Origin of the sequence: Algihabitans albus (genome assembly GCF_003572205.1) — a bacterium.
GTDB lineage: Bacteria > Pseudomonadota > Alphaproteobacteria > Kiloniellales > DSM-21159 > Algihabitans > Algihabitans albus.
The window spans coordinates 975398-999682 of record NZ_QXNY01000002.1 but is presented as its reverse complement, the minus strand read 5'-3'; the positions used below and the strand labels follow the sequence as shown (position 1 = coordinate 999682).

General features: G+C 64.6%; 22 protein-coding genes. 16 read left to right on the top strand and 6 right to left on the bottom strand.

Features of this window, described 5'->3' with window-relative positions; genetic code table 11:
• Positions 1–243 precede the first annotated feature (243 nt).
• Positions 244–2073, bottom strand: coding sequence for an AMP-dependent synthetase/ligase (locus tag DBZ32_RS06290; RefSeq protein ID WP_119166208.1), 1830 nt, complete (start codon positions 2071–2073; stop codon positions 244–246).
• Positions 2074–2231: 158 nt separating this feature from the next.
• Here DBZ32_RS06290 and DBZ32_RS06285 point away from each other — a divergent pair, with 158 nt between their 5' ends.
• The 11 genes from DBZ32_RS06285 to DBZ32_RS06235 all read left to right on the top strand — a co-directional run bounded on the left by DBZ32_RS06285 (position 2232) and on the right by DBZ32_RS06235 (position 16776).
• Positions 2232–4013, top strand: a complete 1782-nt coding sequence (locus tag DBZ32_RS06285) for a M3 family oligoendopeptidase (protein ID WP_119166207.1) — start codon at positions 2232–2234, stop codon at positions 4011–4013.
• A 355-nt stretch (positions 4014–4368) separates the two neighbouring features.
• Positions 4369–6195, top strand: a complete 1827-nt coding sequence (locus DBZ32_RS06280) for a PHA/PHB synthase family protein (RefSeq protein ID WP_235830062.1) — start codon at positions 4369–4371, stop codon at positions 6193–6195.
• Between the two features lie 139 nt (positions 6196–6334).
• Positions 6335–7729, top strand: a complete 1395-nt coding sequence (locus DBZ32_RS06275) for an ABC1 kinase family protein (protein WP_119166384.1) — start codon at positions 6335–6337, stop codon at positions 7727–7729.
• An 80-nt stretch (positions 7730–7809) separates the two neighbouring features.
• Positions 7810–8253, top strand: a complete 444-nt coding sequence (locus tag DBZ32_RS06270; RefSeq protein ID WP_208539115.1) for a DUF4174 domain-containing protein — start codon at positions 7810–7812, stop codon at positions 8251–8253.
• Between the two features lie 748 nt (positions 8254–9001).
• Positions 9002–9967: an ABC transporter substrate-binding protein gene (locus DBZ32_RS06265; RefSeq protein ID WP_119166204.1), complete on the top strand. Its 966-nt coding sequence runs from the start codon at positions 9002–9004 to the stop codon at positions 9965–9967.
• A gap of 150 nt (positions 9968–10117) precedes the next feature.
• Entirely contained in the window at positions 10118–11155 is a 1038-nt protein-coding gene (locus DBZ32_RS06260) for an ABC transporter permease (RefSeq protein WP_119166203.1), read from the top strand.
• A gap of 14 nt (positions 11156–11169) precedes the next feature.
• Positions 11170–12231, top strand: coding sequence for a quaternary amine ABC transporter ATP-binding protein (locus tag DBZ32_RS06255; RefSeq protein ID WP_119166202.1), 1062 nt, complete (start codon positions 11170–11172; stop codon positions 12229–12231).
• 168 nt (positions 12232–12399) lie between these two features.
• Positions 12400–13734: a Re/Si-specific NAD(P)(+) transhydrogenase subunit alpha gene (locus DBZ32_RS06250; RefSeq protein ID WP_119166201.1), complete on the top strand. Its 1335-nt coding sequence runs from the start codon at positions 12400–12402 to the stop codon at positions 13732–13734.
• Positions 13724–14170, top strand: coding sequence for an NAD(P) transhydrogenase subunit alpha (locus tag DBZ32_RS06245; protein ID WP_119166200.1), 447 nt, complete (start codon positions 13724–13726; stop codon positions 14168–14170). Before DBZ32_RS06250 ends, DBZ32_RS06245 begins: the two co-directional genes overlap by 11 nt.
• A gap of 27 nt (positions 14171–14197) precedes the next feature.
• Positions 14198–15595, top strand: a complete 1398-nt coding sequence (locus DBZ32_RS06240) for an NAD(P)(+) transhydrogenase (Re/Si-specific) subunit beta (protein WP_119166199.1) — start codon at positions 14198–14200, stop codon at positions 15593–15595.
• An 83-nt stretch (positions 15596–15678) separates the two neighbouring features.
• Positions 15679–16776 (top strand): 3-hydroxyacyl-CoA dehydrogenase family protein, encoded by a 1098-nt coding sequence (locus tag DBZ32_RS06235; RefSeq protein WP_119166198.1) that lies wholly within the window; start codon positions 15679–15681, stop codon positions 16774–16776.
• Positions 16777–16950: 174 nt separating this feature from the next.
• Here the strand turns inward: DBZ32_RS06235 and rpsU are convergent, their stop codons facing one another.
• Complete coding sequence (gene rpsU, locus DBZ32_RS06230; protein ID WP_119166197.1) at positions 16951–17154, bottom strand: 30S ribosomal protein S21; 204 nt, start codon at positions 17152–17154, stop codon at positions 16951–16953.
• 390 nt (positions 17155–17544) lie between these two features.
• Between rpsU and def the strand changes: the two genes are divergently transcribed.
• Both def and DBZ32_RS06220 read left to right on the top strand, forming a co-directional pair.
• Entirely contained in the window at positions 17545–18114 is a 570-nt protein-coding gene (gene def, locus DBZ32_RS06225; RefSeq protein WP_119166196.1) for a peptide deformylase, read from the top strand.
• A complete protein-coding gene (locus DBZ32_RS06220; RefSeq protein WP_119166195.1) occupies positions 18111–18764 on the top strand; it encodes a COQ9 family protein in 654 nt (217 codons plus the stop codon). Before def ends, DBZ32_RS06220 begins: the two co-directional genes overlap by 4 nt.
• A gap of 44 nt (positions 18765–18808) precedes the next feature.
• Here the strand turns inward: DBZ32_RS06220 and DBZ32_RS06215 are convergent, their stop codons facing one another.
• Both DBZ32_RS06215 and purE read right to left on the bottom strand, forming a co-directional pair.
• Complete coding sequence (locus DBZ32_RS06215; RefSeq protein WP_119166194.1) at positions 18809–19930, bottom strand: 5-(carboxyamino)imidazole ribonucleotide synthase; 1122 nt, start codon at positions 19928–19930, stop codon at positions 18809–18811.
• A gap of 53 nt (positions 19931–19983) precedes the next feature.
• Positions 19984–20481 carry a 5-(carboxyamino)imidazole ribonucleotide mutase gene (gene purE / locus DBZ32_RS06210; protein WP_119166193.1) on the bottom strand — a complete coding sequence of 166 codons (498 nt, stop codon included), beginning with the start codon at positions 20479–20481 and terminating at the stop codon, positions 19984–19986.
• A gap of 338 nt (positions 20482–20819) precedes the next feature.
• Here purE and DBZ32_RS06205 point away from each other — a divergent pair, with 338 nt between their 5' ends.
• Positions 20820–21584 carry a GGDEF domain-containing protein gene (locus tag DBZ32_RS06205; RefSeq protein WP_208539113.1) on the top strand — a complete coding sequence of 255 codons (765 nt, stop codon included), beginning with the start codon at positions 20820–20822 and terminating at the stop codon, positions 21582–21584.
• A gap of 36 nt (positions 21585–21620) precedes the next feature.
• Here the strand turns inward: DBZ32_RS06205 and DBZ32_RS06200 are convergent, their stop codons facing one another.
• Positions 21621–21833: a YdcH family protein gene (locus tag DBZ32_RS06200; RefSeq protein WP_119166192.1), complete on the bottom strand. Its 213-nt coding sequence runs from the start codon at positions 21831–21833 to the stop codon at positions 21621–21623.
• A gap of 161 nt (positions 21834–21994) precedes the next feature.
• On the opposite strand from DBZ32_RS06200, the gene DBZ32_RS06195 reads away from it, so the two are divergent.
• The gene (locus DBZ32_RS06195) at positions 21995–23083 is read left to right on the top strand and encodes an ATP-dependent 6-phosphofructokinase (RefSeq protein WP_119166191.1); all 1089 of its coding nucleotides are present in this window, start codon (positions 21995–21997) and stop codon (positions 23081–23083) included.
• A 9-nt stretch (positions 23084–23092) separates the two neighbouring features.
• Complete coding sequence (locus DBZ32_RS06190) at positions 23093–23584, top strand: TIGR02444 family protein (RefSeq protein ID WP_119166190.1); 492 nt, start codon at positions 23093–23095, stop codon at positions 23582–23584.
• Here DBZ32_RS06190 and DBZ32_RS06185 read toward each other — a convergent pair.
• Positions 23581–24213, bottom strand: coding sequence for a UbiX family flavin prenyltransferase (locus DBZ32_RS06185; RefSeq protein WP_119166189.1), 633 nt, complete (start codon positions 24211–24213; stop codon positions 23581–23583). The two genes, DBZ32_RS06190 and DBZ32_RS06185, sit on opposite strands and share 4 nt — an antisense overlap.
• Between the last annotated feature and the right edge of the window lie 72 nt (positions 24214–24285).

The following is a 24285-nucleotide window of genomic DNA, read 5'->3' as shown; positions in this document are numbered from 1 at the left end:
CGCTACGCCACGGCGTCTACCGGTTCCCGACCAGGAATCTGGCATCGACCGGTCCGATAAAAAAGGTAATGAATACTGACCTATTTGTCGAGAGGCAGTTTACCATAACCCTCATGTTCGTAGGGTCTGTGGTCACGATCCCGATTGCCCGAAAGTCCACGGAGATAAATGCGGGTGGGGGAACCGGCCTTGCGGGCCCCGGAGGATCCGTCTCGGGTTCCCGAACGCTCTCCAATGTGTGGCCTAGCGCGCGGCCGCCGAACCCTTGGCCGCGCTGGCACCCTTGGTGTCGTAGAGACTCTCGAGCAGCGGCCCGTACTCCTGCTTGATCACGTGACGGCGGATCTTCATGGTCGGCGTCATCATGTGGTTCTCGACCGTGAAGGGCTCCGTGGCGACGGTGAAGCGCCGCACCCTTTCGAGGTTCGAGACCTGCTGGTTGACCTGTTCGATCACGCCCTGCAACGCCTTGCGAAAATCGCGGTCCTCGCGCAGGGTCTCCAGGTCGCGGGACTTGCCCTGTTCCTTCGCCCAGTTACGCATCCACTCGTCGTCCGGGACCAGAAGACCGACAAGGTAGGGGCGTTTGTCGCCGGCCACCATGGCCTGATTGATCTCCGGCCGCAGGGTCAGGAATCCCTCGATGCGCGCGGGCGAGACGTTGTCGCCACCCGACAGCACGACGATGTCCTTCTTGCGGTCGGTGATGCGGATGAAACCGTCGCTGTCGATTTCGCCAATGTCGCCGGTATGCAGCCAGCCGTCCTGGATTGCCTGGGCGGTGGCTTCCTCGTTGTTCCAGTAGCCCTTCATCACCAGTTCGCCGCGCACCAAAATCTCGCCGTCTTCGGCGATCCGGACTTCGACGCCCTTCAGCGGCGGACCGACGGTCTCCATCCTGATTCGGTTCGAGCGGTTGCAGGAGATCACGGGTGCGGCCTCGGTCTGGCCATAGCCCTGTAGAACCCGTAAACCCAGCGCCGTGAAGAAGATGCCGATATCGGTGTTGAGCGCCGCGCCGCCTGAGACCATGGCCTTGAGCCGACCGCCGAAGCGGCCGCGCACCTTGTCGCGCACCAGTTTGTCGATAGCCGAGTCCAGCAGACGTTCCCAAAGCGTGAGGCTGTTCGGGTCGTGGTAGCGCTTGCGGCCCAGAGCCTCCGCCTTGGCGAAGAGCTTCTGTTTGAAGGGCGACTGTTTCTTGAGACCCGCGCGCATGCGCTGATGGATCGATTCATAGAGCCGCGGTACGGCCGTCATGATGGTCGGGCGCACTTCGGCCAGGTTGTTCAGAAGCTGCTCGACGCCCTCGGCGTAGTAGATCTGGGCGGCGATGGTGATCGGAAAGAAGTGGCCGCAGGTATGCTCGTAGGAATGAGACAGCGGCAGGAAGGACAGGAAGATCTCTTCCTCCAGTCCGAACTCGACCAGCAGGTCGTAAGCTCCCAGGCAGTTGCACAGCACGTTGCCGTGGGACAGGACCACACCCTTGGGAGTGCCCCCGGTCCCCGAGGTGTAGATGAAGCAGCAGGCATCGTCGCGCTGCGCCCGGCTGGCCACCTCCTCGACGTCGTCCTGCATATCCTTGCCCTGGCCCAGGACGGCATCCCAGTCGTGGTAGGCCAGAACGCTGGACTGCTTCACGTCCAGCTCCGCCATCGAGAGCAGCCACTTGCAGTCCGGCGCCTGTTTGGCGGCGGGCAGCAGCGTCTTGGCCAGGGCCGGGCCGGAGACGATGGCGCCGATCGCGCCGCTGTCCGTCAGGATGTGACGATGGTCGCTTTCGGTGTTGGTGATGTAGGCCGGGACCGTGATGGCGCCGCAGGCGATGATCGCCAGATCCGCGATGAACCACTCCGGCCGGTTCTCCGCGACGATGACCACGCGGTCGCCCCGCTTGACGCCGAGTGCGCGCAGTCCGCGCGAGAGGTCGCGCACCGCCTGATCCACCTCCGCCCAGGTCCAGGGCTGCCAGCGGCCGTCCCGTTTGGCCCAGAGCAGATTCCGCGTCTTATGCGCACGTGCCTGATGGAAGAAGATGTCGCAGAGGTTGTTCCAGGCCGCATAGTCCATCGTGATCGCCTCTCCCTTTTTCGCACCGCGCCGCTTATTTCTAGTGCCGAGTCTGCTCGGGTCGGGCGCTTTCGTCTTTGGCTTACGGAAAGCTCGGGCATAAATGCGGTCGGAAGCAGTTAATTCAAGCACAACAGCAGGGAAAGAGGGAGATTAGGATGAGCCAACCTGCGGAAAAGCTGGGCAAACTGCCGGAGTGGGACTTGGGCGACCTCTTTCCCGGCCGTGATGGGCCGGAAGTGCAGGGGGAGATCGCCACGCTGGAAGGCGAGGCCCGGGCCTTTCAATCGAGTCATCTGGGCAAGCTGGACGCGCTCTCCGGCACGCAGCTCGGTGCGGCGGTGCGGAGCTACGAGGCGCTGGAGGAACGGCTGGGCCGGCTGATGAGCTACGCTCAGCTGGTTTATGCCGGCGACATGAGCGATGGCGCCAACGGCAAGTTCTACCAGGCCTGTCAGGAGGCAGCGACGCGTATCTCCTCGACGCTGCTGTTCTTCGTTCTGGAGCTGAACCGGATCGAGGACGCGGAGCTGGAACGCAAGCTGGAGAGCCCGGACCTCGCCCGTTACCGTCCCTGGCTGCGCGATATCCGGGCCCTGCGTCCCTATCAGCTCGACGACGAGGTCGAGCGCCTGCTCCACGAGAAGCAACTCTCGGGCCGCAATGCCTGGACCCGTCTGTTCGACGAGACCATGGCGGGGCTCCGCTTCCCGCTGGATGGGGAGGGTCTGACCAATGCGGAGATCCTGAATCGCCTGAGCGATCACGATCCGAAAACCCGCGAGCGCGCCGCCAAGTCCTTCGCTCAGGTGCTGGGGGACAACACGAGGCTATTCGCGCATATCACCAACACGCTGGCCAAGGACAAGGCCATCGAGGACGACTGGCGCGGATTCAAGCGCCCGGTTTCCTCGCGCAACCTCGCCAACTTCGTCGAGGACGAGGTGGTCGATGCGCTGGTCGGGGCGGTAACCGAGGCCTACCCGAGGCTCTCCCACCGCTACTACGCCCTGAAGGCCAAGTGGATGGGCAAGGAGCGGCTGCCCTACTGGGACCGCAACGCGCCGCTGCCCGGCGATGACGACCGCACCATTCCCTGGGACGAGGCCCAGGCGACGGTGCTGGAGGCCTACGGTCACTTCTCGCCGGAATTGGCCAAGGTCGGCCGGCGCTTCTTCGACCGACCCTGGGTCGATGCCCCGGTCCGTCCGGGCAAGGCCTCGGGCGCTTTCGCGCATCCGACGGTGCCGAGCGTGCACCCCTATCTGCTGCTCAACTATCAGGGCCGGGTGCGCGACGTCATGACCCTGGCGCACGAGTTGGGCCACGGCGTTCACCAGGTCCTGGCCGGCGGCCAGGGACATCTGATGTCGATGACGCCCTTGACCCTGGCCGAGACCGCCAGCGTGTTCGGCGAGATGCTGACCTTCCAGGCGCTGCTTCGCGGCACCGCGGATCCGGCGAAGCGCAAGATCATGTTGGCTGGCAAGGTCGAGGACATGCTGAACACGGTCGTCCGGCAGATCGCCTTCCACCGCTTCGAAGCCGAGGTTCACGACGGTCGCCGGCAAGGTGAACTGCTGCCCGAGGATCTGGGAGAGATCTGGCTGCGCACGCAGCGGGAGTCGCTCGGCCCGGCCTTCGATTTCGACGAGGACTACCGGGTCTTCTGGGCCTACATCCCGCACTTCATCCATGTGCCTTTCTACGTCTACGCCTACGCTTTCGGCGATTGCCTGGTCAACTCCCTCTACGCGGTCTACCAGGATGCCGAGGCCGGATTCGCGGAGAAGTACCTCGAGCTGCTGCGGGCCGGCGGAAGCCAGCGGCATCGGGAACTCTTAGCCCCCTTCGGCCTGGACGCCGGCGACCCCGCGTTCTGGCGCAAGGGCCTGAGCGTTGTCGAAGGCATGATCGACGAGTTGGAGCGGCTCGACTGACGGGCCGCCGGGTGCCGGGCCCGTCCGGACTTCGCTCTCGACCTTAAGGAGGCAGCCTCCGCGATTGTCGCGTAACTTTCATGGAAGCGTCACTGGCACTTGACCGACGTAATGCCAGGTCGTGTGTGCTGGTGCGAAATCATGCGCCGAAGCGACGCTCCATGAAACGCCCTCCCGGCCGAAAGCGCGAGGTCCATCGATGTCCGATCAGTCCCAACCGAGCGGTGGAAGGCCGCGTAAGCCGGCGGCATACAAGGCGGGCGATGCCGCCCGACGCAAGACGGCCGGGGACTCGTCCGCTAAGACGAACGGCGGCTCCCGTGTCGCGGCCGCGCCTGCTCGGGAAGTGCCGGCCGTGACCGATGGAGCGGCGGTCGCGGTCGCCCCACCGACACCGGTTCCGCCGCCGGCCAGCGACGTCTATCACGAGCCTCCGGCGCGCGATCCGGACGAACAGGGCGATCTCGCGGCGGAGCATCTGGACCGTATGGTCAATGCCACGATCGCGCGCCTGACCAAGGGCGTGTCGCCGGCCTCGCTGAATCTCGCTTACTCCGACTGGGCGATCAATCTGGCCTGCTCGCCCGGCAAGCAGGGCGAACTCTGGCAGTATGCTTGGAACAAGGCGGTTCGCTTCGGCTTCTACGCAGCGCATGCCCTGTCCGGCCAGCCGACGGCCGATCTGATCGCGCCGGAGAAAAGCGACAAGCGCTTCGAAGACGAGGTCTGGACGAAACCGCCCTACAACCTCATGGTCCAGGGCTTTCTCCTCACCCAGCGCTGGTGGGAGAAGGCGACGACCGACGTACGCGGTGTCTCGCCCCACCATGAAGCCGTGACCTCCTTCATGACGCGCCAAGCGCTCGATCTTTGGGCGCCGAGCAACTTCCTCGCGACCAATCCGGTGTTGCAGAAAGCCACCCTGGAGCAGGGCGGAAGCAACCTGCTGCATGGCATCGAGAACTTCGCCGAGGACGTCGAGTACCGCATGACCGGCAAGAAGCCGGCGCGGACCCGGCAATACCGGCCGGGGCGCGAGGTCGCGGCGACGCCGGGCCGCGTCGTCTACCGCAATCGTCTGATCGAGCTGATCCAATATGCGCCGCAGACGGACAAGGTGAGGCCCGAGCCGATCCTGATCGTCCCGGCTTGGATCATGAAATACTACATCTTGGACCTCTCGCCGGAGAAGTCGCTGATCCGCTATCTGACGGAGCAGGGATTCACGGTCTTCGCCATCTCCTGGAAGAACCCGGACAGCGACGACCGGCACCTCGGGATGGATGACTATCTGGAGCTGGGTCTCGCTGCCGCGATGGATGCCGTCGGTGCGGTCTGCGGGCCCGAGACCAAGACCCATTCGCTGGGCTACTGCCTGGGCGGGACGCTCCTGTCGATCGGCGCGGCGGCGATGGCGCGCGACGGCGATGAGCGGCTGAAGACCGTCACCTTGCTGGCGGCGCAGACCGATTTCACCGAGCCGGGCGAACTGAGCCTTTTCATCGACTCCAGTCAGCTTGCCTTCCTCAAGGATATGATGTGGCAGCAGGGCTATCTGGACACCAAGCAGATGTCCGGCGCCTTTCAGATGCTACGGCCCAACGACCTGATCTACTCGCGTCTGCTGCATGAGTATTTCTTCGGCGTGCGGGCCGACAAGAACGACCTGATGGCCTGGAACGACGACGCCACCCGCATGCCGGCGGCCATGCACGGCGAGTACCTGGAGGAGCTGTTTCACGAAAATCGCCTGGCACGCGGCCAGTACCGGGTCGGCGACCGGCCCGTGGCTCTGACCGATATCGAGGTGCCGATCTTCGCGGTCGGCACCCAGAAGGATCACGTCGCGCCCTGGAAATCGGTCTACAAGATTCATCTGCTGGTCGATGTCGACGTCACTTTCCTGCTGACCTCCGGCGGACACAACGGCGGCATCGTGACCCCGGTCGGGCATCCGCGCCGCATCTACCAGGTCGCCACAGCCCACGACGGCGAGCACTACAAGGACCCCGACCGCTGGCAGCGCGAGACGCCCGTGCACAAGGGGTCCTGGTGGCCGGAGTGGGCCGCCTGGCTGGTGGCGCGCTCCGGAAGCTGCGCCGCGCCGCCGCAGCTCGGCAACACGGAGGTCGGCTTCCCGCCGTTGGAGCCGGCGCCGGGGCTCTACGTGCACCAGCCCTAGCGTCGGCTTCCAGAAGCCCCCAAGGCGCCCGCCTTCACCGATCCTGGTGCAGCCCGCCGGTCGCTCATCCGTCGGCGCCCCATGGACTTTGGGAGCGGCGGGCGCCATGTCATGCGGCGAAGAGGGAATGCCGCAGGACATGAGCGAAACAGACTTGGACAGTGACTCCGAAGATCTCTTCGACGACGACTCCCGTTTCTCCCGCCGGGTCAAGCGCTACGCCCAGGTCGGTGGCCAGGTGGGGGGGCTCGCGGCGCAGCTTGCGGGCAAGCGCCTGTTCGGGCGCAAGCTCGATGCCAAAAAGCATTCGGGCGAACTGCGCGAGGCGCTGGGCGGGCTGAAAGGCCCGCTTATGAAGGCGGCGCAGATCCTGGCGACCATCCCCGAAGCTCTGCCCGAGGACTACGCCCGCGAGCTGCGTGAGCTTCAGCACAACGCCCCACCGATGGGTTGGGCCTTCGTGCGCCGGCGCATGCGCACGGAGTTGGGCGCCGGCTGGGAAAAGAAGTTCGCGCGTTTCGACAAGGAGGCCGCCGCCGCGGCCTCGCTGGGACAGGTCCATCGCGGCGAGTCCCACGATGGCCGCGAACTGGCGGTTAAGCTGCAGTATCCGGACATGGCCTCCAACGTCGAGGCCGACGTCGAGCAACTGCGTTGGGCCTTCCGGGTCTACCGCCAGTACGATTCCACCATCGATACCTCCGACATCTACAAGGAACTGGTGGCCCGGCTGCACGAGGAGCTGGACTACGAGCGCGAGGGCCGGCACATCGCGCTCTACCGCCTGATGCTTGCCAAGGAGGCGCAGGTTCAGGCGCCCGAGCCGCTGATGGAGCTGACCAGCAAGCGCATCCTGACCATGACCTGGCTGGACGGGCGGCGTTTGCTGGACTTCGCCGAGGCCAACCCGGATCAGGAGGTGCGCAACCGGGCGGCACTGAACATGTTCCGCGCCTGGTACGTGCCGCTCTACTACTACGGCGTCATCCACGGCGATCCGCATCTCGGCAACTACACCATCAACGACGACGCCTCGGTCAATCTGCTCGACTTCGGCTGCATCCGGGTCTTCCGCCCCGCCTTCATCAAGGGCGTGATCGATCTCTATCACGCCCTGCGCGACGAGGACGACGACCTGGCCGTGCAGGCCTACACGGCCTGGGGTTTCGGCGAGACGGCGAAACGGAAGGAGGTGCTGCAGGTCCTCAACATCTGGGCCCGCTTCATCTACCGGCCGCTGCTGGAGGATCGGGTTCAGTCGATTCACGAGGGCTCCAGCGGTGCCGAGGGCGCGCGCACGATCAGCCGCGTGCATCGTGAACTGCGCAAGCACGGCGGCGTGAAGCCACCGCGCGAGTTCGTGCTGATGGATCGCGCCGCGGTCGGGCTCGGCAGCGTCTTCATCCACCTGCAGGCGGAGATCAATTGGCACCGAGTCTTCAACGAGTTGATCGAGGGCTTCGATGTCAAACAGCTCGAAAAACGCCAGAAGGCGGCCCTGAAGAAGGTCGGGTTGCCCGAAGAGATTCCCTAACAAGTTCACGGAATTCTCTCGCCATTCTCCGGCCGTCCTACGGTTTCATGGTGACCTTGGATATAGCTGAGGGACCTCGTGTGAGCATTTCCGGCACTGCCGCCAAGACGATCGCTGCCTGTTTCGCCTTCATCCTGCTGAGCGGAGGCGCTTTGGCTGAACCGCTTGAGGACTACAAGGGGAAGAGCCGCCTTCTGGTGGTCTTCGCGCCGACCGTGGTCGACGATAACTATGAACAGCAGATGCAGCAGCTTCTGCGTAACTCCGTCGACGTGAGCGATCGCGACCTCTTGCCGGTCGAGGTGATCGGCGTCGAGCCGGTACGGGTCGACGCCCTGTCCGAGCCGGGGTTGGATCCCGTCGCTCTGCGCGAGCGTTTCGACGCACCCGACGGTACTTTCAAGGCCGTTCTGGTCGGCAAGGATGGGGCGGCCAAGCTGGCGTCCGAGACCCCGATCCCGGCCGACAAGCTATTCGAGACCATCGACGCCATGCCGATGCGCCAGCGAGAGCTGGGCGATTAGCTGTCGGGGCTCGTAATCTCGCCGTCAAGGTCTCGACGTGGCTGGCGGCCTTGAATTCGGCGTCGTCGGCGCAGGCAACTGAACAGGCAATGATGGAAAATCCTGGTCAGTCGCTTCAGCTTTAAAGCGATTGGATAAAATCTTCGGAACCAATCGGGGGCCTTGGCCGTTGGTCGGCAGAGACTCCTCTTGCCGCCCTCGGCTGGCGAAAATCGGGCATCGAGCCGAAGGGGTACGGCCTGTGTTGCGGTCGGCACCAGATGTGCCGTCGGTACCAGATGCCGGATACCGAATTCGGTCTTCCTGCTCTGACGGCTGTTGCCGGATGGCTGTTTCGAGGTATTCCAAATCATGTCCGTACAGAAATGTTGAAATATATAGATAATTTCTAATGTTTTCTTAGATGTTGTAGATTTTCTTGAGTAATACATAATGTATTATAAAATATTTGCCCCTGTTTACATAGATATTGCTGATATTTCAAGATTATTCACTGCCGGTTATTGAGGGTCTCGCCTGCCTGAGGTTGAAGTTTCGATTGGCGGTCTTAGAATTGTCCTAGCGGTGGCGTGCAGCCCGCGTTTCGCTGCGTCCCGTTCCGACGATCTCTCCGGCAGATATCGTTTCGACCGTCGGCACTGCCGACCCCCGGTGCATCTGCAGACAGATCGTTCTTTACGCGGGAGTGAAAGTGCCCGTTGCAACTCATCGAGTGAAAATTTTCATGGTCAGAGGGAGACATCAGTTAATGAGGAAAACCGCCATCAGCTTGGCGTTCGGCCTTGTCGCTTTTCCTGTCACGGCGCAGGCCGACTGCGGCGAAGTTTCCATCACGGAAATGAACTGGGTCTCCGCGCAGGTCGTCACCACCGTTGCCTCTTTCATCATGGAGCAGGGCTACGGCTGCGAGGTCACGACGGTGCCGTCTGACACGGTCCCGGCAGTGACGTCTCTTGCCGAGAACGGAGAGCCCGACATCGTCACCGAGCTTTGGCTTAACTCGACGGGCGAGGTCTATGAGCGGCTTGAATCCGAAGGCAAGGTTGAGCGCGTCGCCGAGGTTCTGCAGCCCGGCGGTGTCGAAGGCTGGTGGATTCCCACCTATCTCGCCGAGGCGCATCCCGAACTGACGACCATCGAAGGCATCATGGCAAACCCCGATCTGGTTGGAGGGCGCTTCCACAACTGCCCGAGCGGTTGGGGATGCCGGATCGTCAACGACAACCTGACGAGGGCGCTCAACCTGGAGGGCGGCGACATGGAGATTTTCAGCCATGGCTCGGGCGAGACGCTCGCCACCTCCTTGGCTGCGGCCTACCAGAACGAGGAACCCTGGTTCGGCTACTATTGGGCCCCCACTGTCGTGCTTGGAAAGTTCGACATGACGCGCGTCGAGATCGGCTCCTACGACGAAGAGATTCACGCCGCCAATCAGGATGCCGATGCGGCGAACCCTGGTGTCTCGGACTTTCCGGCCGCTCCGGTGCTGACGAGCGTGACCGCCGCCTTCAAGGAGCGGGAACCGGAAATCGCGGAGTTGATGAGCAACATCAGCTTCGAGACAGACACCATGAACGCGGTCCTCGCCTGGAAGGACGAGAACAGTGCTTCGGCCGAAGAGGCAGCCGTCTATTTTTTGACGACCCATCAGGACGTTTGGGCCGATTGGCTGAGCGACGATGCCCGCCAGAAGCTCTCGAACGTTCTACAGTAGCTTCCGCTTGAGAACGGGCAGGGCAGCTTGGGCCGCCCTGCCTTTCTCTTTGCTTGGGTCGAGCGTGTGGACGCCGCACGCCCCGCGGCATGCCCGCGGTCGTTTCAGCCGGTGAACGCAGCGCCGGAACTCCTTGGAGAGCAGTAAGATATGGCGAGCTACGACGTCGTTTTCGACACTCTGGGCTTGCGCCAGTGGTGCGACAGAGATGCCGGCGGCGGCCCCATGACCATGGACCAGCTGTTGGGCCGAAGTGCCGGCGGAGACGAAGCGGCGGCGAAATCGCTCTGGGAGCTGCCCTTCCCATCGCTCGATACCTTGCATCAAGCCTGCAACGCGATGCCGCAGACCCGCAACGTGACCAAGGGATTGGAAGAGATCTTTCTCGCTGCGAAGGACGGTCTCAAGGTCGTTCTGGATCCGATCACGCAACCGCTTAGCTGGCTGCTAGACGGGTCGCTCTTCGTGGTTCTGAACACCCCCTGGTTCGTTATCGTTCCGGTACTTCTGGCGGCGGTCTACGCCGTGTCGCGATCGCTCAAGCTCGTTGCCTTCGTCGCGCTGTGCATCTTCGCCCTCGCGTTTATCGACCACTACGATTACGCGATGCAGACACTCTCGATCATTTTTGTCTGCGCATTTCTCTGCGTGCTGCTGGGGGTGCCCATCGGTATCGCGATGTCGCGCAGCGACACCATGAAGCGCGGCACGATTCCCGTGCTGGACATGCTGCAGACGCTGCCGCCGTTCGTTTATTTGATCCCGTTGATCTTTCTCTTCAGCGTTACCGAGTCGAAGCTCTACGGCATCGCTATCATCCTCTACGCCATCGTCCCGGTCATCCGTCTGACCGATCTGGGAATTCGGCAGGTCGACCCCGATGTCGTCGAGGCGGCCAACGCTTTCGGCATGACTGAACGCCAGAAACTCTTCGGCGTCCAAGTCCCTCTCGCCTTGCCGACGATCATGGCCGGTGTGAATCAGACCATCATGATGTCGCTGGCAATGGTGGTGATCGCATCCCTGGTGTCGGCGCCGGGGCTCGGCGTTCTGGTTCTGCGCGGCATCCGCAATCTCGAGCTCGGCGTCGGACTGGTGGCCGGTCTCGGCATCGTTCTGCTGGCCGTCATTCTCGATCGGGTGACGAAAGCGTCGCTCCAGCGGATCAATCCCGAGAAGATCGATTGAGGGAGGCTTCTGCGATGAGCGAAGACATCAAGATTTCGATCCGCGGTCTCTACAAGATCTTCGGCATCGACCCGGAGGCGGCCTTGGCCGACGTGCGTGCGGGCATGGGCAAACAGGACCTGCTCGAAAGGCGCGCCCATGTCTTGGGGCTGAAGGACATCAACATCGATATGAAGGCCGGCGAGATCACGGTCATCATGGGATTGTCCGGCTCCGGTAAATCGACGCTGATTCGCCATCTCAATCGCCTGATCGAGCCGACGGCGGGTGAGATCTGGGTCGATGGGGACAATGTGCTGAATTTCACGCAGGATGAACTGCGGCATCTGCGTCAAGAACGCATGTCGATGGTCTTCCAGAAGTTCGCCTTGCTGCCGCACCGCAGCGTTCTCGAAAACGCCGGCATGGCCCTGGCGACCCGGGGCTACCGGCGCGAAGACTACGAAAGCGAAGCCAACCATTGGCTTGAGCGGGTCGGTCTCGACGGCTACGGCGACCATTATCCCCGGCAGTTGTCCGGCGGCATGCAGCAACGTGTCGGTATCGCCCGTGCCTTGACGTCCAACTCCGAGGTTATGCTCATGGACGAGGCCTTTTCCGCTCTCGATCCGCTGATCCGGACCGATATGCAGGACTTGCTTGTCCAGCTGCAGCGAGAGCTGCAAAAAACCATCGTGTTCATTACCCACGATCTCGACGAGGCGCTCAAGCTTGCCGATCACCTGGTGATCTTGAACGAAGGCTGCGTCGTCCAGCAGGGTGAGCCGCAGCACATCCTGCTGAAGCCGGCCGACGGCTACATCGAAGATTTCGTGAGCGACATCAACCGGGCCCGCGTCCTGAGGGTGCGCTCCGTGATGCAGCAAGGTGATGTGGGGCGCGGCAGCTATAGCGGCGAGGTCGATCACGACGATACGCTTGAGTCCGTCATCGCCAAGGCAGACGGGGATGTCGCCACGAGGTTTTGCGTCCTGCGCGATGGCGAGCCGGTTGGAACGCTTGAAATGAGCCGCCTGGTCCGGGCGCTCGTTCCGACGCGGGCATCGGATGACGGAGTTCGTTCGAGCGCGGCCTGACCCGGATCGAATAACGTACATACGGGTCGGCCACACGTACAAGCGACAGGCGGAACCGGTCGCTAACACCGAGGCGAGACTTGCCTGAGGCAGGCGGGCGCGGCATGGTACGCTCCGCTCTGCGTCGGCCCGTCCGGGTCGGCCCGCCACTGGACGAGTCGGAGCCCGATGAAGATCGCCATCCTCAAGGAGCGGCGCACGCAGGAAACGCGTGTGGCCGCTTCCCCCGAAAGCGTGAAGAAGTTGATCGGCCTGGGCATTCAGGTCGCGGTCGAGAAGGGCGCCGGCAACGGTGCTGCCTTCGTCGATGCGGCCTACAAGGAAGCAGGTGCCGAGATTGCCGGCGATGCCGCCGCCGCCCTCAAGGACGCGAAACTGGTGCTGAAGGTCCGCGGGCCCGAGGCCAAGGACGCCGCCGATCTGCCGAAAGGGTCGCTGCTTGCGGCGATCCTGGATCCCTATCGCTCGCTCGAAGAGATGAAGGCGCTGGCCGAGGCTGGGGTCACCGCTTTCGCCATGGACTTTATGCCGCGCATCACCCGTGCGCAGTCGATGGATGTGCTCTCCAGCCAGGCCAATCTCGCCGGCTATAAGGCGGTGGTCGACGCCGCGGCCGAGTTCGGCCGGGCCTTTCCGCTGATGATGACGGCGGCCGGCAAGGTTGCGCCGGCCCAGGTGCTCGTCATGGGCGCCGGCGTTGCCGGGTTGCAGGCCATCGCCACCGCCAAGCGTCTCGGCGCTCTGGTTTCGGCGACCGACGTGCGTCCGGCCGCCAAGGAGCAGGTCGAGTCTCTCGGCGGGAAGTTCGTCGCGGTCGAGGACGAGGAATTCAAGCAGGCCGAATCGGCCGGCGGTTATGCCAAGGAAATGAGCGACGCCTACAAGAAGAAGCAGGCCGAGCTGATCGCCGAGACCATCAAGAAGATGGACGTGGTCATCACCACCGCGCTGATCCCGGGCCGGGCCGCGCCACGCCTGGTGACCACGGAGATGGTCAAGTCCATGAAGCCGGGCTCAGTGGTCGTCGATCTCGCGATCGACAACGGCGGCAATGTGGAGGCCAGCGAGGCGGGCAAGGTCGCTGTCAAGCACGGCGTCAAGATCATAGCCTACCACAACCTGCCGGGCCGGCTGGCCAGCGACACGTCGATGCTCTACGCCAACAACCTCTTCAACTTCGTGGCGCTGCTCTACGACAAGGAGAAGAAGGATCTGGCGATCGACTGGGACGACGAGATCGTCAAGGGCACGCTGATCGCCAAGGACGGCAAGGTCGTTCATCCGGCCCTGGAGAATCTCGAGCCGGCGCGCAAGCCGGCCGCCAAAAAGGCCGCAGCCCCGAAAGCCGCGGCCAAGAAGACGGCAGCGAAGAAAACGGACCCGGACAAGACGGAACCGGAAAAGACCTCCGCCAAGACGGCACCGGACAGCGACAAACAGCCGGACACCGATAAGACGGCGGAGACTGGAAAGACGGGCGAGGAGCAGAAGAATGGCGACTGATCAGCTGGTCGAGCAGGCGACCGACCTCGCCAACCGCGCGCTGGAGCTGTCGCGCGATCTGGCGGCCCTGGCCGGAGAGGCCGGTCAGATCGCCGCCGATACGGCGGCCGCCGGCGGCGCCGACGGTGCCTCGCCCCTGGTCGTCGGTCTGACCGTTTTCGTGCTGGCCATCTTCGTCGGCTACCACGTGGTCTGGTCGGTGACGCCGGCGCTGCACTCGCCGCTGATGGGCGTGACCAACGCGATCTCCTCCGTGATCATCGTCGGCGCCCTGATCGCCGCCGGTACGGGAGAGTTCGGCTTCTCGGAGACCATGGGTTTCATCGCCGTCACGCTCGCCAGCGTGAACATCTTCGGCGGCTTCATCGTCACCTACCGGATGCTTTCGATGTTCAAGAAGAAGCCGAAGGCCGCCAGCGGCGGCCGGGCCCATTAGAGCCGGGCGAGGAGAGAGACAAACACCATGAGCCACGATCTCGCCACGCTGCTCTACCTGGGCGCCAGCATCTGCTTCATCCTGGCGCTCAAGGGCCTGTCGCACCCGGAGACGAGCCGGCGCGGCAATAAGCTGGGCATGGTCGGCATGGGCATCGCCGTTCTGGTGACGCTCTTCATGCTGCCCGAGATGAACTTCATTCTGATCTTCACCGGCATCCTGATCGGCGGCGCGATCGGCACCGTCATCGCGCTCAGAATCCAGATGACGGCGTTACCCCAGTTGGTGGCGGCTTTTCACTCGCTGGTGGGCCTCGCGGCCGTGCTGGTTGCCGCCGCCGCCTTCTATAATCCGGAGGCTTACGGCATCGGCCTGGCCGGGGAGATCAAGACCACCTCGCTGATCGAGATGTCGATCGGTACGGCCATCGGCGCGATCACCTTCACCGGCTCCCTCGTCGCCTTCGCCAAGCTGCAGGGTCTGATGTCGGGCAAGCCCGTGGTCTTTCCGATGCAACATTGGCTCAACCTGGGCCTCGGTCTTCTGACGGTGATCATGATCATCGCCCTGGTCAGCGGCCAGTCGGGCATGACTTTCTGGACCATCGTTCTGATCACCCTGCTGCTCGGCGTGCTGATCATCATCCCCATCGGCGGTGCCGACATGCCGGTGGTGATCTCCATGCTGAACAGCTATTCGGGCTGGGCCGCCGCCGGCATCGGCTTCACGCTGGAAAACAACCTGCTGATCATCACCGGCGCGCTGGTCGGCTCCTCCGGCGCGATCCTCAGCTACATCATGTGCAAGGGCATGAACCGCTCCTTCTTCTCCGTGATCCTGGGCGGGTTCGGGGGCGAGACGGCGGCCTCCGGTGGTGGCGGGGACGAGGGCGACAAGACCTGGCAGCAGGGCTCGGCCGAGGACGCGGCCTTCATGATGCGCAATGCCGAGAAGGTCATCATCGTGCCGGGTTACGGCATGGCGGTGGCTCAGGCCCAGCATGCCCTGCGCGAGATGGCCGAGCTACTGAAGGCCGAAGGCGTCGAGGTCAAGTACGCGATCCATCCGGTCGCAGGCCGTATGCCGGGGCACATGAACGTCCTGCTCGCCGAGGCCAGCGTGCCCTACGACGAGGTCTTCGAGATGGACGAGGTCAACACGGAATTCCGCGACACGGAGGTCGCCTTCGTGATCGGCGCCAACGACGTGACCAACCCTTCGGCCAAGACGGACACCGCCAGCCCGATCTACGGGATGCCGGTGCTCAACGTGGAAGACTCCCAGAACGTGCTCTTCGTGAAGCGTTCCATGGGCTCGGGGTATGCCGGCGTCGACAACCCGGTCTTCTACATGGACAAGACCTACATGCTGCTCGCCGATGCCAAGAAGATGTGCGAGAGCATCGTCAAGGCACTGGAAAAGTAGACTGCGCCGTTTGCGCGCTTGAGCGGGGGGCTGGTAGCCCCCCGTTGTCTTGCGCGTTTCTTTCTTTGGGAAGGCAGAACGTGATGGGTGTTTCGAAGATCGGCATACTGGGCGCCGGCACCATGGGCAGCGGGATCGCCATCGCTTCGGCGGCGCGCGGGATCGCGGTGACGCTATACGACGTGACCGAGAGTCAGCTTGCCAAGGCCAAGGGGGAGGCAGCGACCTTCTTCGGCCGCGCGGTCGACAAGGGACGCATGAGCGCGGCGGACTCCGATGCGGCGCAGGCACGGGTCGCCACCAGCGGCGCTCTGCAGGACCTGGCCGAGGCCGATCTGCTGATCGAGGCGGTGTTCGAGGACTTCGACCTCAAGGCCCGTACCTTAGAGGCGCTCTCGCCGGTTGCCCGGCCCGACGCCCTGATTGCGACCAACACCTCCTGCCTCAAAGTCTCGGATCTGGCGCAGCATGTGGCGGCGCCGGAGCGCTTCCTCGGTTTGCACTATTTCAGCCCGGCGCAAATCAACCCTCTGGTCGAGGTGGTGCGCGGCGACGCCACCGGCGACGCGACGATTGCGGAGGCACTCGCCTTCTGCGAGGCGACCGGCAAGAAGCCGCTGCTTTGCAAGGATCACTTCGGCTTCGCCGTGAACCGCTTCTTCTGTCCCTACACCAACGAGGCCTCGCGCTGCGTCGACGACGGGCTCGGCACGCCGGTACAGATCGACCGTGTGGCGCAGGAGGCTCTGGGCGTCGCTGCGGGGCCCTTCTTCGTGCAGAACATCATCAAGCCGCGCATCAACCTGCATGCGGTGCGCAACCTGAAGCCTCTCGGCCCCTTCTACGCGCCGGCCGACTACCTGACCAAGGCCGGGGAGGCGGAAGAGAGCTTCGATCTCGGCACGGACCCGGGACCCGACCCGACGCGCGACCGGCCAATCGCCGAGCGTCTGCTGGGCGCCACCTTCCTGCCGGTTCTGGAAGAGCTGGACGAAGATGTCGCCGGTCCCGGCGACATCGACATGGGCGCCGAGGTGGCTCTGCGCTTCGGCCGTCAGCCCTGCGAACTGATGGACTCCCTGGGCCGGGCCGAGGTGGAGCGGCTGGTGCGACCGCTGGCAGAGCGCTACGGCGTGGCCCTGCCGGAATCGTTGGCGCGGGTCGGCAGCCTGCGCGGTTGAGGCTGCCTAAACCGCGTCCGAAACAGAGCGTCTGGTGTAAGGATCCCGATCCCCTCGGTCGCGATCCGGACTGAAGACCGCCGGCTCTAAACACCGAAAGCCGGGCGGAACGCCCGGCTTCGTGTCGTAATTCCTAGATCCTCTCGGAGAGCGGGCTTTCGCCTGCCGCGAGCGCTAGAAGCCCTCGCGCTCCATGCGCTTGCGCAGCAGCTTGCGATGGCGGCGCACGGCCTCGGCGCGCTCGCGCTTACGCTTCTGCGACGGCTTCTCGAAGTGCCGGCGCAGCTTCATCTCGCGAAAGATACCCTCGCGCTGCATCTTCTTCTTCAGCGCGCGCAGGGCCTGATCGACGTTATTCTCACGAACGGTAACGTGCACCTTGCCTCGACCTCCTCGTCGATATCTTGCGGTCCACTAAGCGATGGAACGCCCGTCACTTCCTCGTCTCGCCCAACTGCCTGCCCAACTGAAAGACGGCCTGCCATAGGCAGGCCGGGGCGCGACTCGAGCTACAGGCAAACACAATAACCCGCCGGCAAAGCCAGGCGGGAGACCGGGATATACCACCGGTCCCTGGAAAAGAAAAGAGCGTAAGCGCCGGAAAAGGCGGGTATAGGGTTACGAAACCCCGGCCCGGACCGGCGCGGATCGGCTGGGACCGTGGCGCCTCTGTCCGCTCGCGCGCTTGCCTGCGCCCTCTTGCCGCCCATGGCCATCAGGAGCTGTCCGCCAGTGGACGTTCAGTCCGGGTGACGCCATAGTTCAGCCATGGCAATCCTTAAGATCGCCCGCATGGGCCACCCTGTTCTCTTGCAGCCGGCCGCGCAGGTTCCCGACCCGACCGCGCCGGAGATCCGGCAGCTGGTGACCGACATGATCGAGACCATGGAGGACGCGCCGGGCACCGGTTTGGCCGCGCCCCAGGTCCATGTCCCGCTGCGTCTGGTGATTTTCAAGGTGTCGCCGGAGCGGGCGCAGGCGGAAGCTGCCGAATCGCAGCCGCTGACGGTGCTGATCAATCCGCGGATCGACCCGCTGACCGAGGAAACGGCGCTGGGTTGGGAGGCCTGCCTGTCGGTTCCCGAGTTGGCCGGGCTGGTGCCGCGCTGGACCCGGATCCGCTATAGCGGTCTGGACCTCGAGGGCGCGCGGATCGAACGTGAGGCCAGCGGGTTCCACGCACGGGTCGTACAGCACGAGTGCGATCACCTGGACGGGATCCTCTATCCCCAGCGGATGGAGAACCTGAAGGATCTGCTGTTTTCCTCGGAACTGCGGCACTGGTCGGGCGAGGCGCCGCATGCCGCAGGTTCATCCCCGATCAAGGAGGCGTCATGACCGAAGCCGAGGCCATAGAAACGCGCCGGAGCGAACTGATGCAGGCGGCCGTGCAGCATGTCGCCTTCGACGGCTGGAGCGGACAGGCGCTGATCGCGGGTGCCCGCGATCTGGGGCTCTCCCTGGCCGAAGCCCACAACCTCTTTCCAGGCAGTGCGCGTGAGCTGTTGGAGGCTTTCAGCGCCGAGATGGATGGCCGCATGCTGGACGCGATGGAGCGGCAGCCTCTGGAGGAGATGCGGGTGCGCGAAAAGGTGGCACTGGGCGTTCGCAGCCGCCTGGAGCTGCTCGAACCCTATCGCGAGGAAGTGCAGCGCGGCCTCTCCTTCCTCGCCCTTCCACCCAACGTGCCGTTGGGCAGCCGACTGGTCTGGCGGACCTGCGACGCCATCTGGTACGCCGCGGGCGACACCGCGACGGACTACAACTACTACACCAAGCGCTCGCTGCTGGCCGGGGTCTACTCCTCGACGTTGCTCTACTGGCTGTCCGACCGCTCGGAGGGCTATGAGGCGACCTGGGATTTCCTCGACCGCCGCTTGACGAACGTGTTGAAGATCGGCGGGACGCTGGGCAAATCGATCCAGCGTCTGATGGACGCCCCAACCAGCTTCTTCGCCCGCAGCCGAGGCTTCGGCCCTCGCGTTTGATTGGGCATTTGATCGGGCGTTGTCTTGTCGGCGCCGGAGTCGCTTCAGCCGCTCGAGCCTCGCGGCGAGAGCTTGGTGACATGGCCCATCTTGCGGCCCGGCCGGGCTTCCGCCTTGCCGTAGAGGTGCAGGTAAGCGCGCGGCTCGGCCAGGATTTCGCGCCAGTCTTCGGCTTCCTCGCCTAGCAGGTTTTTCATCACCGCATCGGAATGGCGCTTGCTGGAGCCGAGCGGCAGGCCGCAGACGGCCCGGATCTGCTGTTCGAACTGGCTGGTGGCGCAGGCATCGATGGTCCAGTGGCCTGAGTTGTGCGGACGCGGAGCCAGCTCGTTGACCAGAATCCGGCCTTCGGCGGTCAGGAACATCTCCACCGCGATCACGCCGACCAGGTCCAGCGCCTCCGCGATCCGGCGCGCGTAGCCTTCGGCCCGGTCGGCCGCGTCCTGTGAGATGCGCGCCGGCACGATGGTTTGGTCCAGGATGTGATCGCGATGCTGGTTCTCGACCGGGACGTAGGTCTCGATGTGACCGTTCAGACCGCGCGCCACCACCACGGAAAGCTCCAGCCGGAAATCGACGAAGGCTTCCAGGATGCCGACGGTTTCGCCGGTCTCGGTTGCACCGTGGGCGGCGATCGCCGCCCAGGCAGCTTCGGCCTCGGTCTCGTTGCGCAGCAACGCCTGGCCCTTGCCGTCGTAACCGAACTCCGTGGTCTTCAGCACGGCCGGCTTGCCCAGATCGCGCAGGGAACGGCGGACGCCCTCCGGATTGCGAACTTCGGCGTAGCCTGTGGTTGCCACATCGATGGAGGCGAGGAAGTCCTTCTCCCGCAGGCGGTTCTGGCAAAGGCTCAAGACCCGCGGACCGGGGCGCACCGGCACCCGACCGTCCAAGAACACGGCCGTGGCCGCCGGAACGTTCTCGAATTCGAAAGTCACCACGTCGACGGCATCTGCAAAAGCGGCGAGCGCGGTCTCGTCCCCGTAGCCGGCAACGGTCGAGAGGTTGGTCACCTGGTGGGCCGGGCCGTCCGCCGTTGGGCCGAAGACATGGCAGCGATAGCCCAACCGGGCGGCGGCCAGCGCCGCCATACGGCCGAGCTGACCATCGCCGAGCATGCCGACGACGGAGCCGGGCGGCAGCGCTGCGGCGCGGCTATCGGCCATGGCAGCCGAGGCGCGCCGCGCAAAAGAGGCTCACGAATTTGGACAATCCGGGCTCAAGCATCGTCCAGCGGCGCCTCTGCTACGCCCTCTGTCTGGCGGTTGCGGAATCCATCGAGTGCGGCGGCGGCCTGCGGGTCTTCCAAAGCGATCACGGCTGCGGCGAGCAAGCCGGCGTTCTTGGCGCCGGCCTTGCCGATGGCAAGGGTGCCGACCGGGATGCCGCCGGGCATCTGCACGATCGACAGGAGGGAATCCAGACCGCTCAAGGCTTGGCTCTCGACCGGCACGCCGAACACCGGCAGGGCGGTGTTGGCCGCGACCATGCCCGGCAGGTGTGCGGCGCCGCCGGCGCCGGCAACGATCACCTTCAGGCCGCGCTGCCGGGCGCTCTGCGCGTAATCGCGCAGCCGTTCGGGCGTGCGATGGGCCGAGACGATGCGCGTTTCGTAGGTCAGGCCCAGTTCGTCCAGCATGTCGGCGGCATGGCGAAGGGTCGGCCAGTCGGACTGGCTGCCCATGATGATTCCGATTCTCGGCGTCTCGTCCGCCATCGCCCGATCCCCAATGGTTCTGCAAGAGTTTCCGCGAGAGTGTCCGGGGCCCCCCTTATCGACCGCCCGCGAAAGCTGGCGATTATTCAGATCGCGGTCGTCGGGGGCAAGCGTCCTTGGGTGCGAGCGTCGCCCGGCGTCAGTCCGCGGGAGTGATTATTCGTATACAATTGGCCTCGCCAGCAGCGATCTGAAGAAAAACTTTACCAATCGTCGCTTAGGATTCGAGGAAATTCGGCCTGGCCTTGCTCTGGACTCTGAGTCTGGACGGCGCCGCGCCATCGGAGAGTCGGTGTTCATCTGTTGACCGCCGAATACTGGGGGAAACGACGGATCCCATGAAGGTCGGGAGTTCCACAGGACCACGCGGTTCGGCCAGAACCGGAGCGACCGGCGGCGTTTCGGGTGTCCGTTCGACCGGCGCGGCGGCGCCCGCCGGCGGAGTCGGCTCGGCAGGCGGAGTCGGCGCCGCTGCGGACGCGGCCTCCATCCTGGGACTGTCGGAGGCCGAGCTGACGCCAAAGGTTCGGGCCGCGCTGGACCAGCTGATCGGGGAGGTCGTACGGCTGCGCGACGATCTCGACCGCGCGCGCCGCCGAATCGGGCATCTCGAGGAACTGGCGGATCAGGACACTTTGCTTCCGCTCGCCAACCGCCGGGCCTTTCTGCGCGAACTGACTCGTCTGATGGCCTTTGCGGAGCGGTACGATTCGCCGGGTGCGGTGATCTACTTCGACGTGAACGGCATGAAGCAGATCAACGACAACTACGGACATCCGGCGGGCGACGCGGCCTTGAAGCATGTGGCGGAAGCCCTGCTGCAGATCACCCGCGGCTCCGATGTGGTCGGGCGTCTCGGCGGGGACGAGTTCGGGGTCATCCTGGTCGAGGTCAGCGAGGAAACCGCGCTTCACAAGGCACAGGACCTCGCCAACGCCATCGTCTCGGAACCGGCGGTCTGGAACGGTCACGAGCTGAACGTCGGCGTGTCCTACGGGGTCTACGCCTTCTCGGGCAAGGAGGAGGTGGACGAGGCCCTTTCGGCAGCCGATCAGCGCATGTACGAGCACAAGCGCGGCAAGGCCGTGGCCGTCGGCGAGTAACGGAAAGTCGGCGGAAAACCGGTGCCGCGGTCGATCTCAGGCGATGATATCGGGCAGTAAAAGCCCTTCGATCCGAAGAATTTCGTCCTTCAAACCCAGCTTACGCTTCTTCAGACGCTGCACCTTCAGTTGATCGAAGGGCGCGACCTCGGCGACTCGGGCGATGACATCGTCCAGGTCGCGGTGCTCGCACTTCATTTCTTCCAGCTCGACCCTGAGCCGTTCCTTTTCCGCTTCGTTCAGACGCATAGTCTGGCAATCCGTCGACAATACAAAACCTCAAGCCAACCATCATAGCATGTCGCGACCTTGCTGCGCAGGCTTGTCGCGGGGGGTCGCATGACCGAAAGTCTGGACGCGGGTCCGGGCCCTCGTCCGGACCGAATGCGAGGGAAGGTGGCGGCAGGGGCATGGTGGATATTCGGCGCATCGGCCTATTGACCAGTGGCGGGGATTGCGCCGGTCTCAACGCGGTCATCCGCGCCGTGGTGCAGCGCGCGACCTATGGTTTCGGCTGGGAGGTGGTGGGGATCCACAAGGGCACGGCGGGCTTGCTGACCCGGCCGCTGGAAGCGGAGGTCCTGAACCTCTCCCAGTTCACAGGCAGTCTTCTGCGGATGGCGGGGACGGTGCTGGGGACAACCAACAAGGGCGATCCCTTCGCTTATCCCATGCCGGACGGAAGCCGGGTCGATCGGTCGGAGGAGATCATTGCGGGCATTCGCGAGCTCGGCCTCGACGCCGTGATCGGGATCGGCGGCGACGGTTCTCTGGCGATCCTGCGCCGCCTGGCGCAGCAGGGTGACATTCCGTTGGTGGCGATCCCGAAGACCATCGACAACGACCTGGGCGATACCGAGGTGGCCATCGGCCACGACACCGCCGTCGAGGTGGCGACCGAGGCGCTGGATCACCTGCAGCCGACCGCCGCCAGCCACGACCGGGTCATGGTGCTGGAGGTGATGGGCCGCGATGCCGGGCATATCGCCCTCTCGGCCGGTATCGCTGGTGGTGCCGACGTCATTCTGATCCCGGAAATCCCTTACAGCATCGCCAGTATCGCCGGGAAGATCAGCCGCCTGCAGCAGGTCGGCCGCAACTTCGCGCTCGTCGTCGTGGCCGAGGCCCTGCGCACCGAGCAGGGCGAAGCGGTGGCGGAGACGAAACAGAGCGGCGACGTCCACTACGGGGGGATCGGCCACTATATCGGGCGCCGCATCGCGGAGGCCACCGGCGCCGAAACCCGCGTCACCGTGCTGGGTCACATCCAGCGCGGCGGTACGCCGACGCCGCGCGACCGTCTGATGGCCTCCAGCTTCGGCGTCCATGCCGTCGATCTGATCGCCGAGGGCCGCTTCGACCGCATGGTGGCCTGGGCCGGGCGGGGCGTCATCGACGTGCCGATCGCCGACGCCATCGAGGCCTATCACGCCGTCGAGACCGAAGGCGCGCTGGTGCGCACCGCGCGCGGCCTCGGCATCTCCTTCGGCGACGACTAGGGGACCACGATGGCGGACGGCTCGCCTTTCTGGCGCTTCTCGCTCGCAGCCTACGCCCGCCCGGAGGTGCAGGAAGCCTGCATCACCCTGCAGGACATGCATGGGCTGGACGTCAACCTGCTGCTCTATGTCTGCTTCGCCGGCACCCGCGGCCACGCCCTGACCCGCCAGGAGCTCGAGATCCTGAACGCCGCGGTGGAGGGCTGGCATCGGGAGGTCGTGCGCCCCCTGCGCGGCGCCCGGCGCTGGATGAAGCGGCAGGATCTCGATACCGCCGGCCACAGCCTGCGCGACCGGATCAAGGCGGCCGAGCTGGAGGCCGAACGTATCGAGCAGGAGGCGCTTTGGGGCGCCCTGACCTTGCCCGAGGGGCGGCCAAGCGGCGAGGCCATCGCCCAGAACCTCAGCCTGCTGCTGCTCGACCGGGCCGATCTGGCCGGCGGCGCCGACGTCATGGCCCTGGAGACCCTGACCGAGGCGAGCTTGCGGGCCAGCCTCTAGCGCTGGGTTTGCCGTTTGCGTGCCCGGACCACCTTGCCCTCCGCGTCCGGTTCGCCCCAGCGGGTGACCAGCGGCGATTCCAGATCGAAGAGGTCGAGCACGCGACCGACCGACTGGTCGACCAGGTCCTGGATCGTCTTGGGGTTGGCGTAGAAGGCGGGCACCGGCGGGGCAACCACCGCCCCCATCTCCGACAGTGCCAGCAGGTTGCGCAGGTGGCCGCTGTGCAGGGGAGTTTCGCGCAGCATCAGAACCAGGCGCCGCCGTTCCTTCAGGGTCACGTCGGCGGCCCGGGTCAGCAAGTTCGAGGTGACGCCGGTGGCGATCTCCGACATCGAGCGGATGGAGCAGGGGGCGATGACCATGCCCAGCGTCTTGAAGGAGCCGCTGGAGATGGCCGCGCCGATATCCTCGATCGGATAGACGACATCGGCGAGCGCCTGCACCTGGCGGACCTTGATGTCGGTTTCGTAGGCCAGGGTGATCTCGGCCGACTTGGTCATGACCAGATGGCTCTCGACCGGCAAGGTCTGCAGCGCTTCCAAAAGACGCAGGCCGTAGACGACGCCGCTGGCGCCGCTGATCCCGACGATCAGCCGCGCGACCCGGCCATCCGACCCTTCATGCATTCCCGACACTTGGAACTCCTTGCTGCTCTGCACTAGACTCGTGAAACCCGAATCGAAACGACCGCAAACAAT

Coding starts and splice junctions, on each gene's coding strand:
- DBZ32_RS06290 (WP_119166208.1), bottom strand. CDS start 2,073: ATGGACTATGCGGCCTGGAACAACCTCTGCGACATCTTCTTCCATCAG.
- DBZ32_RS06285 (WP_119166207.1), top strand. CDS start 2,232: ATGAGCCAACCTGCGGAAAAGCTGGGCAAACTGCCGGAGTGGGACTTG.
- DBZ32_RS06275 (WP_119166384.1), top strand. CDS start 6,335: ATGAGCGAAACAGACTTGGACAGTGACTCCGAAGATCTCTTCGACGAC.
- DBZ32_RS06265 (WP_119166204.1), top strand. CDS start 9,002: ATGAGGAAAACCGCCATCAGCTTGGCGTTCGGCCTTGTCGCTTTTCCT.
- DBZ32_RS06260 (WP_119166203.1), top strand. CDS start 10,118: ATGGCGAGCTACGACGTCGTTTTCGACACTCTGGGCTTGCGCCAGTGG.
- DBZ32_RS06255 (WP_119166202.1), top strand. CDS start 11,170: ATGAGCGAAGACATCAAGATTTCGATCCGCGGTCTCTACAAGATCTTC.
- DBZ32_RS06250 (WP_119166201.1), top strand. CDS start 12,400: ATGAAGATCGCCATCCTCAAGGAGCGGCGCACGCAGGAAACGCGTGTG.
- DBZ32_RS06245 (WP_119166200.1), top strand. CDS start 13,724: ATGGCGACTGATCAGCTGGTCGAGCAGGCGACCGACCTCGCCAACCGC.
- DBZ32_RS06240 (WP_119166199.1), top strand. CDS start 14,198: ATGAGCCACGATCTCGCCACGCTGCTCTACCTGGGCGCCAGCATCTGC.
- DBZ32_RS06235 (WP_119166198.1), top strand. CDS start 15,679: ATGGGTGTTTCGAAGATCGGCATACTGGGCGCCGGCACCATGGGCAGC.
- def (WP_119166196.1), top strand. CDS start 17,545: ATGGCAATCCTTAAGATCGCCCGCATGGGCCACCCTGTTCTCTTGCAG.
- DBZ32_RS06220 (WP_119166195.1), top strand. CDS start 18,111: ATGACCGAAGCCGAGGCCATAGAAACGCGCCGGAGCGAACTGATGCAG.
- DBZ32_RS06215 (WP_119166194.1), bottom strand. CDS start 19,930: ATGGCCGATAGCCGCGCCGCAGCGCTGCCGCCCGGCTCCGTCGTCGGC.
- purE (WP_119166193.1), bottom strand. CDS start 20,481: ATGGCGGACGAGACGCCGAGAATCGGAATCATCATGGGCAGCCAGTCC.
- DBZ32_RS06205 (WP_208539113.1), top strand. CDS start 20,820: ATGAAGGTCGGGAGTTCCACAGGACCACGCGGTTCGGCCAGAACCGGA.
- DBZ32_RS06200 (WP_119166192.1), bottom strand. CDS start 21,833: ATGCGTCTGAACGAAGCGGAAAAGGAACGGCTCAGGGTCGAGCTGGAA.
- DBZ32_RS06195 (WP_119166191.1), top strand. CDS start 21,995: ATGGTGGATATTCGGCGCATCGGCCTATTGACCAGTGGCGGGGATTGC.
- DBZ32_RS06190 (WP_119166190.1), top strand. CDS start 23,093: ATGGCGGACGGCTCGCCTTTCTGGCGCTTCTCGCTCGCAGCCTACGCC.
- DBZ32_RS06185 (WP_119166189.1), bottom strand. CDS start 24,213: ATGCATGAAGGGTCGGATGGCCGGGTCGCGCGGCTGATCGTCGGGATC.